This window comes from Gilliamella sp. B2889 (genome assembly GCF_026536885.1).
Classification (GTDB): domain Bacteria; phylum Pseudomonadota; class Gammaproteobacteria; order Enterobacterales; family Orbaceae; genus Gilliamella; species Gilliamella apicola_E.
Map to the genome: position 1 here is coordinate 311,086 of NZ_JAFNNF010000002.1, position 16,881 is coordinate 327,966.

General features: G+C 38.6%; 12 protein-coding genes. 4 read left to right on the plus strand and 8 right to left on the minus strand.

Going from position 1 to position 16,881, the window contains the following annotated elements; translation table 11 throughout:
• Positions 1–25: 25 nt before the first annotated feature.
• A complete protein-coding gene (locus J3U09_RS04360) occupies positions 26–853 on the minus strand; it encodes a hypothetical protein (protein ID WP_267357255.1) in 828 nt (275 codons plus the stop codon).
• Positions 854–1,251: 398 nt separating this feature from the next.
• Positions 1,252–3,615, minus strand: a complete 2,364-nt coding sequence (locus J3U09_RS04365; RefSeq protein ID WP_267357256.1) for a membrane-bound PQQ-dependent dehydrogenase, glucose/quinate/shikimate family — start codon at positions 3,613–3,615, stop codon at positions 1,252–1,254.
• 1,061 nt (positions 3,616–4,676) lie between these two features.
• Between J3U09_RS04365 and J3U09_RS04370 the strand changes: the two genes are divergently transcribed.
• The gene (locus tag J3U09_RS04370; protein ID WP_267357258.1) at positions 4,677–5,978 is read left to right on the plus strand and encodes a hypothetical protein; all 1,302 of its coding nucleotides are present in this window, start codon (positions 4,677–4,679) and stop codon (positions 5,976–5,978) included.
• Between the two features lie 298 nt (positions 5,979–6,276).
• Here the strand turns inward: J3U09_RS04370 and ilvA are convergent, their stop codons facing one another.
• The 5 genes from ilvA to ilvG all read right to left on the minus strand — a co-directional run bounded on the left by ilvA (position 6,277) and on the right by ilvG (position 12,757).
• The gene (gene ilvA / locus J3U09_RS04375; RefSeq protein ID WP_267357260.1) at positions 6,277–7,809 is read right to left on the minus strand and encodes a threonine ammonia-lyase, biosynthetic; all 1,533 of its coding nucleotides are present in this window, start codon (positions 7,807–7,809) and stop codon (positions 6,277–6,279) included.
• A 1-nt stretch (position 7,810) separates the two neighbouring features.
• Entirely contained in the window at positions 7,811–9,661 is a 1,851-nt protein-coding gene (ilvD, locus tag J3U09_RS04380) for a dihydroxy-acid dehydratase (RefSeq protein WP_065733774.1), read from the minus strand.
• Positions 9,662–9,775: 114 nt separating this feature from the next.
• Positions 9,776–10,705, minus strand: coding sequence for a branched-chain amino acid transaminase (locus J3U09_RS04385; RefSeq protein WP_065563394.1), 930 nt, complete (start codon positions 10,703–10,705; stop codon positions 9,776–9,778).
• A 141-nt stretch (positions 10,706–10,846) separates the two neighbouring features.
• Positions 10,847–11,077, minus strand: coding sequence for an acetolactate synthase 2 small subunit (gene ilvM / locus J3U09_RS04390; RefSeq protein ID WP_065563395.1), 231 nt, complete (start codon positions 11,075–11,077; stop codon positions 10,847–10,849).
• Positions 11,078–11,080: 3 nt separating this feature from the next.
• Positions 11,081–12,757, minus strand: coding sequence for an acetolactate synthase 2 catalytic subunit (gene ilvG, locus J3U09_RS04395; protein WP_267331725.1), 1,677 nt, complete (start codon positions 12,755–12,757; stop codon positions 11,081–11,083).
• Between the two features lie 452 nt (positions 12,758–13,209).
• Between ilvG and J3U09_RS04400 the strand changes: the two genes are divergently transcribed.
• From J3U09_RS04400 to J3U09_RS04410, 3 genes are all read left to right on the plus strand, one after another.
• The gene (locus J3U09_RS04400) at positions 13,210–13,653 is read left to right on the plus strand and encodes a hypothetical protein (protein WP_267331724.1); all 444 of its coding nucleotides are present in this window, start codon (positions 13,210–13,212) and stop codon (positions 13,651–13,653) included.
• A 28-nt stretch (positions 13,654–13,681) separates the two neighbouring features.
• The gene (locus J3U09_RS04405; protein WP_267357262.1) at positions 13,682–14,188 is read left to right on the plus strand and encodes a hypothetical protein; all 507 of its coding nucleotides are present in this window, start codon (positions 13,682–13,684) and stop codon (positions 14,186–14,188) included.
• A gap of 296 nt (positions 14,189–14,484) precedes the next feature.
• Positions 14,485–15,360 (plus strand): SDR family oxidoreductase, encoded by an 876-nt coding sequence (locus J3U09_RS04410; RefSeq protein WP_220225784.1) that lies wholly within the window; start codon positions 14,485–14,487, stop codon positions 15,358–15,360.
• 54 nt (positions 15,361–15,414) lie between these two features.
• Here J3U09_RS04410 and J3U09_RS04415 read toward each other — a convergent pair whose 3' ends face one another.
• The gene (locus J3U09_RS04415; protein ID WP_267330670.1) at positions 15,415–16,650 is read right to left on the minus strand and encodes an MFS transporter; all 1,236 of its coding nucleotides are present in this window, start codon (positions 16,648–16,650) and stop codon (positions 15,415–15,417) included.
• Between the last annotated feature and the right edge of the window lie 231 nt (positions 16,651–16,881).

The following is a 16,881-nucleotide window of genomic DNA, read 5'->3' on the forward strand; positions in this document are numbered from 1 at the left end:
TATTAAAAAGTAGGTAAACACATACCTACTCCTCAATAATACGAATTGTTTCATGCAATTTTTTTAATTCAGCAGAACTAAGAAAATAACTTCTAGCATTATTAATATATTCAGCGATTTGTTTATATGTTTGCAAATTATCGGATATAGGATAACAGTCAATATAATCACTAAATGCCACGATATCATCAATATCGGCAAACTCTTGCTCGGTAAGTTTATTCAAATATTGCTGTAAATTTACAGTTTGACAGTTTACAGGAGGTTTTTTTAACCAAAACTGATTGTCACGAAACTGATAAGTTAAATCAATCGTTGTTTTATCTTCTACATCATAAACAGAGTCTAGTTTAATATGAAATAGCTGATCTTTAATCATGGATGAAAAGTAAAATATGTGATCTTCATGTCTATCTTTTCCTGCTACCATTAATTCATCTAGATATTTTCCATTTTTGTCAAAAGCATTAATTAATTTGATATCTTCGTTGAAACCTTCGCCTATACCATCAAAAGTAAAATCATAGAGTATAAATTTGATATCACCCATTTCAAAGCGACCAATAGCTTTTAGATTTTTTAGCGTATAATATTTGTCGACTTCAATAATTGGTTCATCATAATAGCTATAATCATCATCATCGAAATGAAAAAATTTTCTATCAACATATATTCCATTGACGGTATTATTGTTATCAATAGGCATGGATAAAACAGGTAAACTTTGATAGAAGTCATCGAAGGAATCAAAATGCTTTCTATGATTAAATGAGTGATCATCCGCAAACACTACATGAGTGTTAAACAGAGTAAAAAATATCGCTAAATACAAAGTTGAAACTATTTTTTTCATTTTCCTATAAAATCCCTTTTATTACTAAATATTTACATTTTTTGCAGTCAGTATATTTCATGAAATAAGTTTTTCTTTCTGCAATGTTACATCTTCATAACTATTTAATTATGTAGATAAATTATGGCATTACTATTAACCAAAAATCCAGATTTATCTGATTGTTGAGACTAAAGCATTTAGTAATGGGATAATTATTGGAAATTATAGAAATAATGGAAAGTGGTGTTGTGATAGCAGCAATTTCGCCAATGAATTTAAGAAAGGTATCAGGTTTAGTTGAATAGAATAGTTAAATTAAACTGACTAGATTGTATTTTATTTGCCATTATATCGTTAACACTAAACGATATAATGGCATTTCTAGATTAAGCTTATTTTATCTATTTTGCCAAAAACTATTTTTTATCTGGCAATGCATAAGCAATAACATAATCGCCACGCACAGGAGATTGTCTTGCGCCACTAGCGGAAATCACAATATATTGTTTACCTGTTTTTGGTGAGATATAGGTTATTGGAGTACCTTGACTACCCACCGGTAATCTCGCTTTCCAAACTTCTTCACCTGTAACCGAATCAAAGGCTCTTAGGTAAAAATCTTGCGTAGCAGCAAAGAATAATAAACCGGATTTAGTCGCCATTGGTCCACCAATGGTCGGCATACCGATTGGAGCAGGTAAATGCATAGGTATACCTAAAATACCCGTATCCATAACAGTGCCTAAAGGTTTTTGCCAAACTACTTGACGTGATTTAAGATCAATAGCTGTCATTGTACCATACGGTGGTTTTTGGCATGGAACGCCAAGAGGTGAGGTAAATCTTAAACGCATTGCACCAAATGGTGTTCCTTTTTGTGGAACAATACCCATCTCAATCCCGCTTGAATTTTTCGGAATTTGATCTTGAGGAATCATCCAATTTTTCAAGCCAATACGCATATCATTAACAAACATTAAATTGTTTTGAGGATCAACTGCCACGCTACCCCAGTTCATACCACCCAACGATCCTGGATATTGTAACGTTTTAGTCATACCCGGCGGAGTGAACAGACCATGATATTCAGAACCAACAAAGTCAATACGACAAAGAAGCTGATCATATGGTGTTGCTCCCCACATATCGAACTCAGTTAAGGTTTCATTACCAATTGAAGGCATCCCCACTGAAAATGGTTGAGTCGGAGAATAATATTCACCCGGAACATTACCTTGCGGAACAGGTTTTTCTTGGACTTCTGCAACAGGTTTACCCGTTACGCGATTAAGCATAAAAATTTGACCGGATTTTGTGGTTTGTACAATGACTTTTGTCACGCCACCATTTTCATTTGGAATATCATAAAGTAATGGTTGGGAAGGTAAATCATAATCCCATAAATCATGATGAGCCGTTCTAAATGTCCAACGAATTTGTCCGGTTTTACGTTCTAAAGCCACAATAGACGAATTAAAATCATCATCATAATGAGTTCGGCCACCACCAAAAAAGTCTGGGGTTGCATTACCGGTTGGAGCATAAACAAGATCAAGCTCTGGATCGTAAGCTGTTGTTGCCCAAACATTAACGGTACCGCGAGTATAAGTTTCATTTGCAGGTGGTACATCGGTGATATTTGGATTACCTGGATCCCACGCCCAAACCAAATTACCAGAATGAACATCAAAAGCTCGAACTACCCCGCCAGGTTCATTGATTGAAAAGTTATCGGCAACCCGTCCACCAACAACAATAACATCTTTGGCTACTAACGGTGCAGCAGTCGGTTCATAATAGCCTGGCGGAATATCACCCATATTTTTCTTAAGATCCACAACACCTTTATCACCAAAATCTTCACATAATTTACCGGTATTGGCATCGATTGCCATTAAACGGGCATCAATAGTGTTCATAATGATTCTAGCTGAACAAGTCGCATTACTATTGCTAACATTATCTAAACTATCTTCATAATAAGCTAAGCCTCGACAACGCTCCCAGTTTGGAGTTGATGCTTTAGGATCATAGCGCCATTTTTGTTGACCTGAATCTGCATCTAAAGCAATCACAATATTTGTTGGGGTGCAGAGATAAACATTTTGGCCAATTTGTAATGGCGTATTTTGATCTTCCGGACCTGAACCGCTGTTATAAGGCACATAACCGGTACGATAAGTCCATGCGACTTGAAGATCTTTTACATTCTCTTTGTTAATTTGCTCCGCTCCGGAAAAACGCGTCCCTTTAGTGGTATTCGCATATTGTCTCCAATCAAGCAGATTGTCTGTAGGTTTCAATTGATTGTTGGCTAAAGGTACTGCATTTTTAATCACATTATGTTCCTGGAACATAAATCCGAGCGAAACACAAAGCGCAACAAAAATAAAAATACCGACAGCATACCCACCTTTGCCAGCTTTATTATCGCCTGTTTCATGTTTCTTTAATGTTGGATAAGCAAATGCAATAAGCATTGCAAAACCACCAAATACCATTAAACGAGAAAATAACGGCCAGAACTGCAAACCAACTTCATATAATGCCCAAACAATTGTTAAGGCATAAGCTAAAGCATAAAGCCATGCACCTTTAGTGTTTTGCTTAAATAAAAGAAATGAGGAAACGATTTGCACCAACCCCATTAATAAAAAATACCAACTACCACCAACGGCAACAAGTCGCACACCGTTAATGGTCAAAAACAGCCCGCTGATTAATAAAATTGTGGCAACAAGCCATAAATAAAATTTTTTAGCACCATTTATCTTTATCATGAATAATCCTTATACTTAATATTAATCTTACTATTGATTAAATTTCTCAGTTAATTTGACGATGTTTAATGAGTAATGGTAGAAAACGACGGGGGTAAAAGATGAACTCCTTAATTATTTATCATCATCCATCAACAAGGCAAAAACTTGTCTGATAAATATGCAATTAATATGCTCTCAATCATTGAGAAAAACAATAGGGGCATGAAAAATTTTTTTGACTTTTTTGCGATTAAAATTCACGTATTTTAATATCCCAAAATAATAAATTTTATGGTTAAAAATCAAATTATTAGCATAAAGTTAACGCATACTTTTATCATATAAAGCATATTAGTCTGATTGAATGTTTCGCCAGTTTAAACAAACTGAAAGGATTTCTTGATTTTTTTATAACTCAAAAAAGTTGAGGAGCAGGTTTTTTAGGTTATAAATTCTACTTTAAAAAGTTATTAAATGATCAAAACGACGATTTTAAACACTAAAATAAAATTTTTCAGGATCAACATACCAAATTTTAAAGATTTGTAATTGCAATATATTTAATTAAAACAGTAATTAACCAATTAATAGTCAGATCCTTTTTAGATCATATTTACGAAAGCTAACGTAATTGAGTGAAAAAAAGTGTTGCATCGTGTTTTTCCAATCACTATACTTTTTACACGGTTTTAGTTAAGAAACTAAAATTTAATTTAAAAGTATAAAATTTCAAATAAATCATAAAATTACTTGACAGGATTGTCGCAAATGTTTTATAATTTCCAACAGGCAACAGGCAACAGGCAACTTGGCTAACCTCTAATTTAAATTCGTCTAAGTTCAGCTTCCAACGTTCATTTTACACCGAGATTTATTTTTCCACGCAATTATGTGGAATTCTGCGAATTATCGCGCGATCCGCTTTTCGATCCTCTTATTCTTTTAAATTATCTTGGTGGATTCTTTTAGGTTCGGTTATTTTACATCCTTTTTCTAGCTTCGCATTAACTTCACAGACTACAAAAAATCCGATTCAAGGTAGCGCACCTTATTTAACCTTTGATGGTGGTCGTACTCGTGTGGTTGATACTGATGCTTTGCTTGGGATTACGTTATCTAATGGTGTTAAATATACGCCTTCAACTAATACTTCCGTTACAACGCCAATCGTGTTGCCTGTTGCGGGTCAAAGTTTTGCTGATATTGATATGTTGGTTCCTGCTTATACTAATTCAGTCGCTTTAAGCTTTCTTATCGGCCCACCTTATAATTATTGGGGAGATGATGATGGTGATACTGACGTTACCGCTACTGGTAGTTTAAGTTTATCTATCGTTGATAAATATAATCAGCCCGTCACACGTCATACTGTTCCAGATATTTGCAAGGCGCCTTATCAGGTTAAATTAGCTAGCACTGACGGCACATTAAGTACTCGTTATGGCGTTCCAAGTAGTCGTATTTTCAGCGCAAGTAATGTTACTTATTATATCAATCCACAAGCAGGGGCTGTGGTTTGTTTTGCTAGGCCTAACTTAATATATTTAATTATTGAGAATGAATATCATTATTTTAATCACGTATCTGGTCCTGCTTCTATTTGGAACCCTGCTAAGGGCTTTTTACTTCAATCAATTACGCCGTCATCTTATGGTTTAAATTTTCCAACTACTGGCGCTAACAATTTGTATTTTGACTTAGACATTGCTGGTAGTAATCAGGCTTTATCTTGGGCTCCTGTCTCGCATGATGGCATCACTGCTACTATGACTAGTTCTACAGCGACAGGTGTACGCGTCACTTTAACCGGTCCTGTTTTAACTAAATCCCGATGGAATTCTAGCAATTTTGCTGTTGAGATTCCTGCAATTAAGCCGCCTACATTGCCACAAACATTCGAGTTAGTCGGTCGCGATAATAGTGGTAAAGCTGTCATTAAATATGGTTTTGTATTAAAGCAGTGGTTTTATCCTTCTAACCAAGCTTATACTTATGATAAAGCATCATCTATCTGTAGTGATCAACGTTTACGTTTAGCTACGGTTAAAGATTTAACTAATGCTTCTTGTAATGGGATAAATTCTCGTAGTGAGTGTAAAGGTGCCGTCGGCGCAATACCTTCATCACCTAATAATTACTTTCAGCGTATAATTGGTGCAGGATTGTTTAGTGAGTGGGGCTCAACGCACTCATATAATAACATCGGTTTTTTTGACCTCAGTTACTACTGGACTAGTGATGGAATAATGCCTCCTTTAAAAGGCCGTAAATCATCAATAACTCCTACTCAGAACCGTAAATTTGCCGTTAGTCCGAGAAATGGTTCGATAACACGTTTTTCCATTAAGAGTTCTAGTCCCATGCTCTGTGTCTCGCCTTAGCCTTTTTAATTTCTTGAAAGAGGGAATAGGGGAAGGAACTATAGCGTTAAAAAGTGTAGTTTAGTCATATAGTTAATGATGAAATGCGATTTTGTAGAGATGCTTGAACTACCTGATATGAGGATTAATTTCTAGACGTTTTGAAGAAAAAAGTTAAGGAGCGGGGTTTTTCAGTCATTGATCTGACTAAAATTAATCCAATCTTTTTATCAATAATAAAATAGCATGGTTAATAATTAGTTAATCGTTAATCTATAATGTGTTGAGACAAAATCCGCCCCTGATTGGGGCGGTTGAATTATTTACCTGTTAAGAATAGTTTAAGTGAAGGATTTTCTGTTTCGTTATTAAAACCGTAATCCAATTCAGTTAAATGTTTGGTAAAGGTGCTATGGCTAGCGTTGTCGATTTCAAAGGCGGCTAGCACTCGACCATAATCGGTGCCGTGACTACGGTAATGGAACATTGAGATATTCCAATTGGTACCCAAGGTTTGTAAGAATTTGAGTAGTGCGCCTTGTGATTCAGGGAATTCAAAGCTGTAGACTTGTTCATTAATCGGTTGGCACGGTTTGCCTCCAATCATGTAACGGACATGCAGTTTTGCCATTTCGTCATCGGTTAGATCAACAACTTGATAACCGGCTGCGGTCAGTTCTTGCATGATTTCGTCTTTTTCGTTGCTTTTGGCAATTTTAACGCCAACAAACACGCAAGCTGATTTGTCGTCATGATAGCGGTAGTTGAATTCGGTCACAGCACGACCACCGAGCAGTTGGCAGAATTTAAGGAAGCTGCCTTTTTGTTCTGGAATCGTGACCGCTAACAGGACTTCGCGTTTTTCGCCTAGCTCGCAACGTTCTGATACATAGCGTAGATTGTGGAAGTTCAAGTTAGCGCCGGATAGAATATGGGCTAAGTTTTCGCCACAGATGTTGTTTTGTTCAACATATTTTTTCATTCCCGCTAACGCCACTGCGCCAGACGGTTCGGCAATGGCGCGCACATCATCAAATAGATCTTTAACGGCGGCACAAATTTCGTCACTATCGACAGTGATTATGTCGTCGATATATTGTTGGCAAAGTCTAAATGTTTCGTCACCAATTCGTTTAACCGCGACGCCTTCAGCAAATAAGCCCACGCGATCAAGGTCAACGGGATGACCAGCAATGAGTGCTGCTTTTAGGCAGGCATCGTCTTCAGGTTCAACCGCAATGACTTTAATTGATGGCATGATTTGTTTGATTAATACGGCAATACCGGCTGCAAGCCCTCCCCCCCCAACGGGGACAAAGATGCGGTCAAGTTTGGCATTTTGTTGCAGTAGTTCCATGGCGATACTGCCTTGCCCTGCTATGACAAGGGGATGGTCGAAAGGGGGAATAAATATACGGTTTTGTTCTTTGGCTAATTCCATTGCTTTGGCTTTGGCTTCATCAAAGTTGGCTCCATAAAGTAGCACTTCTCCACCAAATCCTTTTACCGCTTCGACTTTAATATCTGCTGTTGTTAATGGCATGACAATGAGGGAATTGATGCCTAATTTTGTGGCTGAAAACGCGACACCTTGCGCATGGTTGCCGGCTGATGCAGCAATCACGCCACATTTTCGTTCTTCCGGCGTTAGGCTGGCAATCATGGCTTGCGCGCCCCGTATTTTGAAGCTGTGAACGAGTTGGCGATCTTCTCGCTTAACAAACACTTGGTTTTTTAGGCGAGAGGAGAGTTTTTCCATATGTTCTAGTGGTGTCACTTGAGCGACATCGTATACCGCACTACATAGCGTGGCTTTTAGATAATCAGCGCCGGTTAGTTTGTTATTATTCACGTTAACCACCTAATTTACTTTTATCACGCACCGCACCTTTGTCAGCACTGGTTGCTAAGCTTGCATAAGCTTTTAGTGCGTATGAGACATAACGGTTACGGTTATGAGGTGTAAAGGCTTTATCACCGCGAGTGAGTTCAGCTACGCGACGACGTTCTAATTCATCTTCAGGTACGAGGATGTTTAATTTTCGATTTGGGATGTCGATATCGACGATATCTCCATCTCGAACTAAACCAATCACGCCACCGTTGGCGGCTTCTGGCGATATGTGACCAATGGATAAGCCTGATGAACCACCAGAGAATCGACCATCGGTAATTAATGCACAAGCTTTGCCAAGGCCCATTGATTTTAGGTAGCTGGTTGGGTAGAGCATCTCTTGCATCCCTGGTCCACCTTTTGGTCCTTCATAGATGATGACGACTACATCACCTTCAACGACTCGTCCACCTAAGATTGCATCAACAGCATCTTCTTGGCTTTCATAGACTTTAGCTGGACCACGGAAGACTAAGTTTTCAGCAGCAACACTTGCCGTTTTTACGATTGCGCCATCTTCGGCTACGTTACCGTATAGGGTTGCTAGTCCGCCATCTTGGCTATAGGCATGTGCTTTGTCGCGGATACAACCGTTTTGGCGATCGTCATCTAGCGTATCCCAGTAACAATCTTGTGAGAAAGCTTTGGTAGTGCGAATACCTGCTGGGCCACTGCGATACATTTTTTTGACTTCTTCGTCAGTGGTTTGGGTGATGTCGTATTTTGCAAACGTTTCTTGTAAGTTTAGACCAAGCACGTTGTGGACATTGCGGTTAAGTAATCCGGCTTTGTCCAGCTCTGATAATATTGAGACAACCCCACCAGCGCGATGCACATCTTCCATATGATAAATAGCAGTACTTGGCGCTACTTTACATAGGTGAGGGACTTTGCGTGATAGTCGGTCAATGTCTGACATGGTGAAGTCGATTTCACCTTCTTGTGCAGTAGCAAGTAAGTGCAATACGGTATTGGTTGAACCACCCATGGCAATATCGAGCGACATGGCATTTTCGTAGGCCGCTTTGGTGGCTATTGATCGCGGTAAGTACGAATCATCATCCTGTTCGTAATAACTTTTGGTGATTTCAACAATGCGTTTAGCGGCATTTAAGAAGAGTTTTTCACGTTGTTTGTGTGTCGCAACCAGTGAACCATTACCCGGCAATGATAAACCTAATGCTTCGGTTAAGCAGTTCATTGAGTTAGCAGTAAACATGCCTGAGCATGATCCGCAAGTTGGACAAGCCGATTGTTCAATTGCTTCACTATCAGCATCACTAACATTTGGATTGGCACTTTGGATCATGGCATCAACCAAGTCGAGTTTGATGATTTTATCAGATAGTTTGGTTTTACCCGCTTCCATCGGTCCGCCTGATACAAATATAGTTGGGATGTTTAGACGTAGTGACGCCATTAACATGCCGGGGGTGATTTTGTCACAGTTTGATATGCAGATCATGGCATCGGCGCAATGGGCGTTAACCATGTATTCAACGGAATCGGCAATCAGTTCTCGTGAGGGTAGTGAGTAAAGCATACCGCCATGCCCCATGGCGATACCGTCATCGACAGCAATTGTGTTAAATTCTTTGGCAATGCCACCACACGCTTCAATTTCTTTTGCTACCAGTTGACCAATATCTTTTAAGTGAACATGACCCGGTACAAATTGTGTGAATGAGTTAACCACCGCGATAATGGGTTTACCAAAGTCTTCATTTTTTACGCCTGTTGCACGCCATAAAGCGCGGGCGCCCGCCATGTTGCGACCTTCAACCGAGGTTGCTGAACGATATCTAGGCATTTGTTGCTCCCAATTTTTTTATGCAAGCGACCGATTTCTTTCGGTACGTATTTCTATGATTAATAAATCGTTAAATAATGACGACACCGCAGTTTTTGCTGCGGTGTATTTATTTTATTTAATTGGATCTAACCAACCGTATTTGTCTTCAGTTTTGCCATTAAATAATCCGAAGAATGTTTGTTGGATTTTCTTCGTGATTGGGCCACAACGACCAATACCAACTTGGATTCGGTCAACACTACGTACTGGTGTGATTTCGGCAGCGGTACCAGTCATAAATACTTCATCAGCTAGATAGAGTGATTCACGTGATAGAGTTTGTTCACGTACTTCAATGCCTAGATCATGTGCAAGCTTGATGATTGCATCACGTGTGATGCCTGGTAGTGCTGATGATGATAGTAATGGGGTAAATAATATGCCATCTTTGACGATAAATAGGTTTTCGCCAGAACCTTCAGAAAGCTGACCGTTTACGTCTAATGCGATGCCTTCTTGGAAGCCATTAGCTCGCGCTTCTGATCCGATAAGAAGTGATGATAAGTAGTTACCACCCGCTTTAGCTGCTGCTGGGATAGTGTTTGGTGCAAAACGGTTCCATGATGATACCATTGCGTCAATACCTTGTTCTAACGCATCTTCACCAAGGTAGGCTCCCCATGGGAATGCTGCAATCATGACATCAGTTTTGTAACCAGCAGGAGGAATGACGCCCATACCCACATCACCAATAAAGACTAATGGGCGAATGTATGCACTTTTTAGGTTATTTTTTTTGATGACTTGGCGAGTTGCTTCCATGATCTCTTCAAGAGAATAAGGGACAGGAAAACGATAAATTTTGGCTGAGTTTAGTAAGCGTTGTGCGTGTTCTTTATGGCGAAAAATTGCTGGGCCGTTGTTAGTTTCATAACAACGAACACCTTCAAATACTGAAGTTCCATAGTGTAGGGCGTGTGACATTACGTGTATTTTTGCATCAGCCCATGGAACCATTTCGCCATTTAGCCAAATATAATCAGATTTTGCTGTAGTACCCATTTTTTGTTTTCCTCTTAAATTTACTTTTATTAAGCATGTATTTTGCTTTTATTAATTTGTGCATTATACATAACTTTGTTTAACTGCTATAGTTTATTAATTTAATTTGTCTTTTTTACAAAAGAATCTATTTGTTCTTTACTACGCTACCGTTATTACATCCTCCAATTTAGTAATTTGGTTTTGCAGTGACGATAGCGTTCGTTCGGTTGTTAATGTCAGTGTCAAGGTGAATAATTGATTGTCAATTGATTGCATTTGCATCTGTTCGATATGGCCTCCACGGTGGCGAACAACGCGTAAAATGCGTTCAAGTGAACCCAATTTATCATTGGCAGTTATGGTAAATTGATGTGTCGCTTTTTGATTCATCACTTACTCCTTGTTACTTTTATCTAACATGTTTTCGTTTGCCGCGCCCGGTGGTACCAGTGGCCATACGTTTTCTAGCTCATCGATACATACGTGCAGTAGATAAGCACCTTTCGAATTGAATAAGTTATCGAGTGCGCCTTCGATTTCCGATTTTTTGCTGATGGTTTGCCCTGGTATATCAAAGGCTTTGGCTAGCATTAAAAAGTCGGGGTTATCTGATAAGTTGGTTTCGCTATATCTTTCATTAAAAAATAGCTCTTGCCATTGCCTTACCATGCCTAGGCGTTGGTTATCAATAAGAACGATTTTGACGGGTAATTTTTTGCGTTTGATCGTTGTTAATTCTTGTACATTCATCATGAATGAGCCGTCACCCGATACGCAAATTACCATGTCGTTTGGTCTAGACATTTGTGCGCCAACTGCCGCTGGTAATCCAAAGCCCATAGTGCCAAGCCCACTTGAGGTAATAAAGTTTTGTGGGTGGGTAAAGGACATGTGTTGCGCTGTCCACATTTGGTGCTGACCTACGTCGGTGGTGATGACGGTGTTAGCTGGTTTGCGCTCAGAAATGCGTTTGAGCAGTGCTGGCGCATAAATGGCGTCACCCGGATGATCATAACGTGTTGGATGCTGGGCTTTCAGTTGTTTTATTTTGTTATGCCAGTCATCAATTGAGACCGTTTGGTTAAGCATCGGTAATACGTGTTTAATATCACCTTGTAAACCTAAATGGGTTTGGCGTAGTTTGTTGATTTCGGACTGATCAATATCGACATGGATCACTTTTGCATGTTTAGCAAATTCGTTAAGTTTGCCAGTAACGCGGTCGTCAAATCTAACGCCTAAAGCGATCAGTAAGTCACACTCTTGTACAGCTAAGTTAGCCGCTTTGGCGCCGTGCATCCCGATAAGCCCTAAGTAATAAGGGTTGTTCAGGTCAGCAACGCCAAGTCCTTTTAAAGTCGATACGCTTGGGATTTGGGTTAGCGTCATAAATTCGCGTAGTTCATTGATAGCACCAGAAAGCCCAACACCGCCACCAATATAGAGCATCGGTTTTTTGGCTTGGCTGATCATTTGTTTGGCTTGTTTTATCTCGTCAGGTGAGATTGGATAGAGTTGAGCATTATCAGAAGGCGTTTTTATGGATGTTGGCGTTAAATAGGTTTGGTAATCATGGTCGGCAAGCTGGATATCTTTCGGGATGTCAATTAATATTGGTCCCGGCCTGCCCGAATTGGCTAAGTTGAAGGCCTCTTGTAAGGTATTTGGCAATTGGGTGGCATCATCTATTAAATAACTATGTTTGGTGCACGCTAAAGATAATCCTAAAACGTCAACTTCTTGGAAGGCATCAGTGCCTATAAGTGTCGTTGGAACTTGGCCGGTTAGTGCGATAATTGGTACAGAATCAATTAATGCATCCGCAAGGCCGGTAATTATATTGGTTGCACCGGGGCCTGATGTGGCAATGCAAACGCCAATTTTGCCGGTGGCACGGGCATAACCAATGGCTGCCATGGCTGCGCCTTGTTCGTGACGGCAAAGTACGTGTTCAATTCCGCCATCATAAAGCGCATCGTATAGAGGCATAATTTGACCACCAGGATATCCAAAAACGGTAGTAATGCCTTTTTCTTTTAAGGTTTTTACAATCCACTGTGTTCCTAACATTCATTCCTCACTTTTTGCTTAGCCATTTGTTCAAAAAAAAACCCCCGCTTTTTTGTGGCGGGGGTTTTGAAATATGATGACCATATATTTAACTCAAAAGACGCCCCCGCGTTGGAATAATGACCACGCTAATGTTAATGAGGACGACGACGATGAGTGAAAAGTTCATTTGTAATTATTTCGTTAATTTTTTAAAAATATTTATCCAAAATACTCGTTTTAAAAAAAAGTGCAACAATTTTTTTGTTGTTTTTTTTAAAAGCATCATCAATTCATTTATATGTTCGTTAAAAAAAGTTGAGGAGCGGGGTTTTTGATGATTTAAATAGGATTGTTTTGGCTTTTTAATGAAGGTTGGTGTATAACTATTCTTCATCTTCCCTAAATTGCTTTGAGCATTTTTTAACTCTTTATTCATAATTACTATTTATTACGTTATGTGAGATATCATTATGAAAATATTTAAATTGCTAGCGTTTTTTGTAGTGAGTTTTTTGCTGTTAAGTTGTGATAATGCTAAAAAAAATACCCCAGTTGAAAATGATTCCCTTGCAGCAATACAAAATTCGATGATTGAGCCTATGAAAAAAGCCTTACCCATTGAGGTTGATGAGTTAACGACTTTGGTTGGCGTTGAGAAGGATAAGGATCGTAATATCATCAATTATCAATATGATGTTAAAAATACGCCAGAGCATACGATGTTGTTACCCAGTACGCTCGATACGATTCGCCAAGCACTTTTTACTGCTTATTGTGAAAATACGGAGGATATGCAACAATTGAAAACGGCGTTCCCGGATGGGGCATACTATCACTATTTTATTGATAATAAAGAGATTGTTGTGGTTGAATTAACGCCAGCCGATTGTCAGACAAAAGGTAATCGGCAATAGCTTCTATTGGTTATGGATGAGTGGATGAATGATAAAAATTATTTTTTTATTGCTGCAATTATGTTTTGAGTATTCACAGTATAGCAATGATGGGATTGATAAGCTTGTGGACACTATTGGTACTGAAAAAACCCAGAGATTAATACAACTCATTGATGAATATCCTGATAAAAAGGACCTAGATTTCGATAATAAGACTGATGAGTCCGATTATTATAGAGAGGCAGCCATCAGCGTAGTTAAAAAAATCTTACCCATCACTTTAGATGAATACACAACTTTATCCGATGTTAACGCTGAAGGTAATGTTATCGTTTATCAATATGAAATTAATGGGATCACTCCAGACGAATTTCTTTTACCCGATAATAGGGAATTGGTTAAAAAGGCAATTGTTGAATCTTATTGTTCCGATTCACCTCAAATACGTAAAATGAAGAAATATTTTAATGAGGGGGCTAAATATACGTATTACATTGATGGTAAAAGAATTCTTATTGTGGATGTTACGACTGATTGTTCTTTCAAAAAATAGCTATCATTAATTCTGCATTGCTAGCTTAATGTATATTTATTTGTTACACTGTGTTTGGTGTTTAATTTTTCACCCATAATGGTTTTAGCATTTGTTGTTTTTGTCCTCGCTAAACCATCCAAGTAAGTTATTTTTCTCGTTATCAATGATTTTTATTTTTCACAGTATAATTAATTGAATTAATTAAGTATTTTAAAGATATAAAATATACTCGACAATAGGATTTTGTGATTATTAATTGATTCTATTATGTTAAATTTGAATTTAAATGCATGTTTAACTTAGGAGAATATTATATGAGTAAGCATAATCCAAAATATTTTCATGATAAATTTCCTAAACAAAAACAAAATCCTCCTGGTTTGCAATATGAGATGAAACCAGTTCCTGATTGTGGTGAGGAAAGTTATCAAGGTCATCAACGTTTAGAAGGTCTAAAAATGTTGGTGACCGGTGGTGATTCAGGTATTGGACGCGCAGCAGCTATTGCGTATGCAAGAGAAGGTGCTGATGTTGCAATTAATTATTTACCAGCAGAACAAAAAGATGCCGAAGATGTGGCTAAAATCATTGAGTCTGCGGGTCGAAAGGCTGTGCTTATCCCTGGTGATTTAAGCGATGAGTCATTTTGTAAAAAATTAGTTGAAGAAGCGCATAAAAAATTAGGTGGACTTGATAATTTAACCTTGGTAGCTGGTAAGCAAACTGCGGTAGAAGATATTATGCATTTGTCTACTGAGCAAATCAAAAAAACGTTTGAAATTAATGTGTTTTCACTATTTTGGGTAACCAAAGCGGCATTAGGTTATTTAAAATCTGGCTCGACGATTATTACCACTTCTTCTGTGCAAGCTTATCAACCAAGTGGCAATTTGTTGGATTATGCTTCAACCAAGACAGCGATTATTGCATTTACTCGTGGCTTATCTGCTCAATTAGGTAGTAAAGGTATTCGAGTAAATAGTGTGGCGCCAGGTCCGGTTTGGACGCCATTACAAATTTGTGGTGGTCAGCCAAGCGAGGCGATTCCTGAATTTGGTAAACAGACTCCATTACAACGTGCAGGACAACCTGTTGAGCTTGCGGGTGTTTATGTGCATTTGGCATCGGAAGAGTCAAGCTATACCACTGGTGAAGTTTATGGTGTTACTGGCGGTATGCATATCAATTAATTTGAGGTAAACATGATTTAGAAAGGGCTTTTTAAGCCCTTTTTTTATATATCGCTATTCTAATGCTTTGCCTTTGGTTTCTGGTATTAAGAATATAAAGGCGGCAGCGGATAATAGGTAAGCGCCTGATAGTAGTGCTAATGCATAACTGATTGAGTAGATGGTTGCTAAGTAAGCAATCAGTACTTGCGATACGCCAGCAATCCCACGACCGACGTTAAAAATAATGTTTTCAGCACTTGAGCGCGCATCAGTCGTGTAGTGTTCAGCTAGTAATGCACCATATCCACCCATCATGCCGTTCACAAAAAAGCCAATCACTGAGCCAAATAGAATTAAAATGGCAACCTCTTTTTGTTGGAAGTAGAACCAGATTGATACGGCGGAAATCAATAAAAATACGATGTATGAAGGTCGGCGTCCAAATTTGTCACATAACCAACCAAAAATTAAGATCCCTAATGACATGCCGATAGTTGTTGAGATAGTCCAAAACATGGTGTTTTTGAAAGGTAAGTGATATTCAGAAGCGATCATGTTTGGCATCCAAACCATTATGCCATAAAAGCCAAAATTTTGTACTGCACAGGCAATGGTTAATCCGATAGTTGTTGCGGTGATTCTCGGGTTTTTAAATAGTTTGCCTATGGCAATTTTGTTTTTATTTTGGTCTTTTAGATTTTGCCAGATTTCAGGCTCTTTAAGTCCTTTACGCGTCCAAGCAACAAATAGCGCTGGTAATACTCCCATCGCAAATGCCCAGCGCCATCCGTGTGCTTCACCAATAAAATTGACAGTTAGTGTTGCAAGGATGATACCGGCTTGGAAGCCTAGTGCGACAATTGAGGTTGCCCTTGAGCGCTTGTGCTTTGGCCAGCTTTCCGAAACTAGCGTCATGCCGATACCAAATTCACCACCTAGACCCAGTCCACTTAGAAAACGAAAAATGAGGAAGCATTCATAATTAGGTGAGATAGCACAAAGACCGGTGAATAATGAGAAGATTAGGATTGTCCATGAAAATACTCTGACTCGTCCATATTTATCAGCAAGAATTCCAAAAAAGATTCCGCCTAATACGGCCCCTAATAATGTGCCTGACGTCAAGGTGCCAAGGTCAGCTTTAGTTAGGTTGAAGGTGACGGCAATTAGGCTAAAACAGACACCTAAAATCATCATATCTAAGCCATCTAATGCATAACCTACTGTTGATGCAAATAGGGTTCGTTTTTGATAGGGGGTAGTTTGTTCACTTTCAGCGTGCTCGGCCTGGTTTACGTTCGTGTTCATGTTTACCTCAAGTTATTTATAATGGATAAGCATTTATTATTAAATGAAGGCGGGAATTTAAAACGGGGGCAAGTATATACTTAAAAAAGATAAAAATCCAAATGAAAAGCCGAAATTCGTGGGTTTTATTCTGTTTATTTCTATTTTGGCGAAATTATTCGACTAATTCTGATAAATATCTAATTTTTGAGACAAATTAGCCGATAATTTCACCATTTTGTGGTTTTTTCG

Coding starts and splice junctions, on each gene's coding strand:
- J3U09_RS04400 (WP_267331724.1), top strand. CDS start 13,210: ATGAAAATATTTAAATTGCTAGCGTTTTTTGTAGTGAGTTTTTTGCTG.
- ilvM (WP_065563395.1), bottom strand. CDS start 11,077: ATGAATCAAAAAGCGACACATCAATTTACCATAACTGCCAATGATAAA.
- J3U09_RS04410 (WP_220225784.1), top strand. CDS start 14,485: ATGAGTAAGCATAATCCAAAATATTTTCATGATAAATTTCCTAAACAA.
- J3U09_RS04385 (WP_065563394.1), bottom strand. CDS start 10,705: ATGGGTACTACAGCAAAATCTGATTATATTTGGCTAAATGGCGAAATG.
- J3U09_RS04365 (WP_267357256.1), bottom strand. CDS start 3,615: ATGATAAAGATAAATGGTGCTAAAAAATTTTATTTATGGCTTGTTGCC.
- ilvG (WP_267331725.1), bottom strand. CDS start 12,757: ATGTTAGGAACACAGTGGATTGTAAAAACCTTAAAAGAAAAAGGCATT.
- ilvD (WP_065733774.1), bottom strand. CDS start 9,661: ATGCCTAGATATCGTTCAGCAACCTCGGTTGAAGGTCGCAACATGGCG.
- J3U09_RS04360 (WP_267357255.1), bottom strand. CDS start 853: ATGAAAAAAATAGTTTCAACTTTGTATTTAGCGATATTTTTTACTCTG.
- J3U09_RS04405 (WP_267357262.1), top strand. CDS start 13,682: ATGATAAAAATTATTTTTTTATTGCTGCAATTATGTTTTGAGTATTCA.
- J3U09_RS04415 (WP_267330670.1), bottom strand. CDS start 16,650: ATGAACACGAACGTAAACCAGGCCGAGCACGCTGAAAGTGAACAAACT.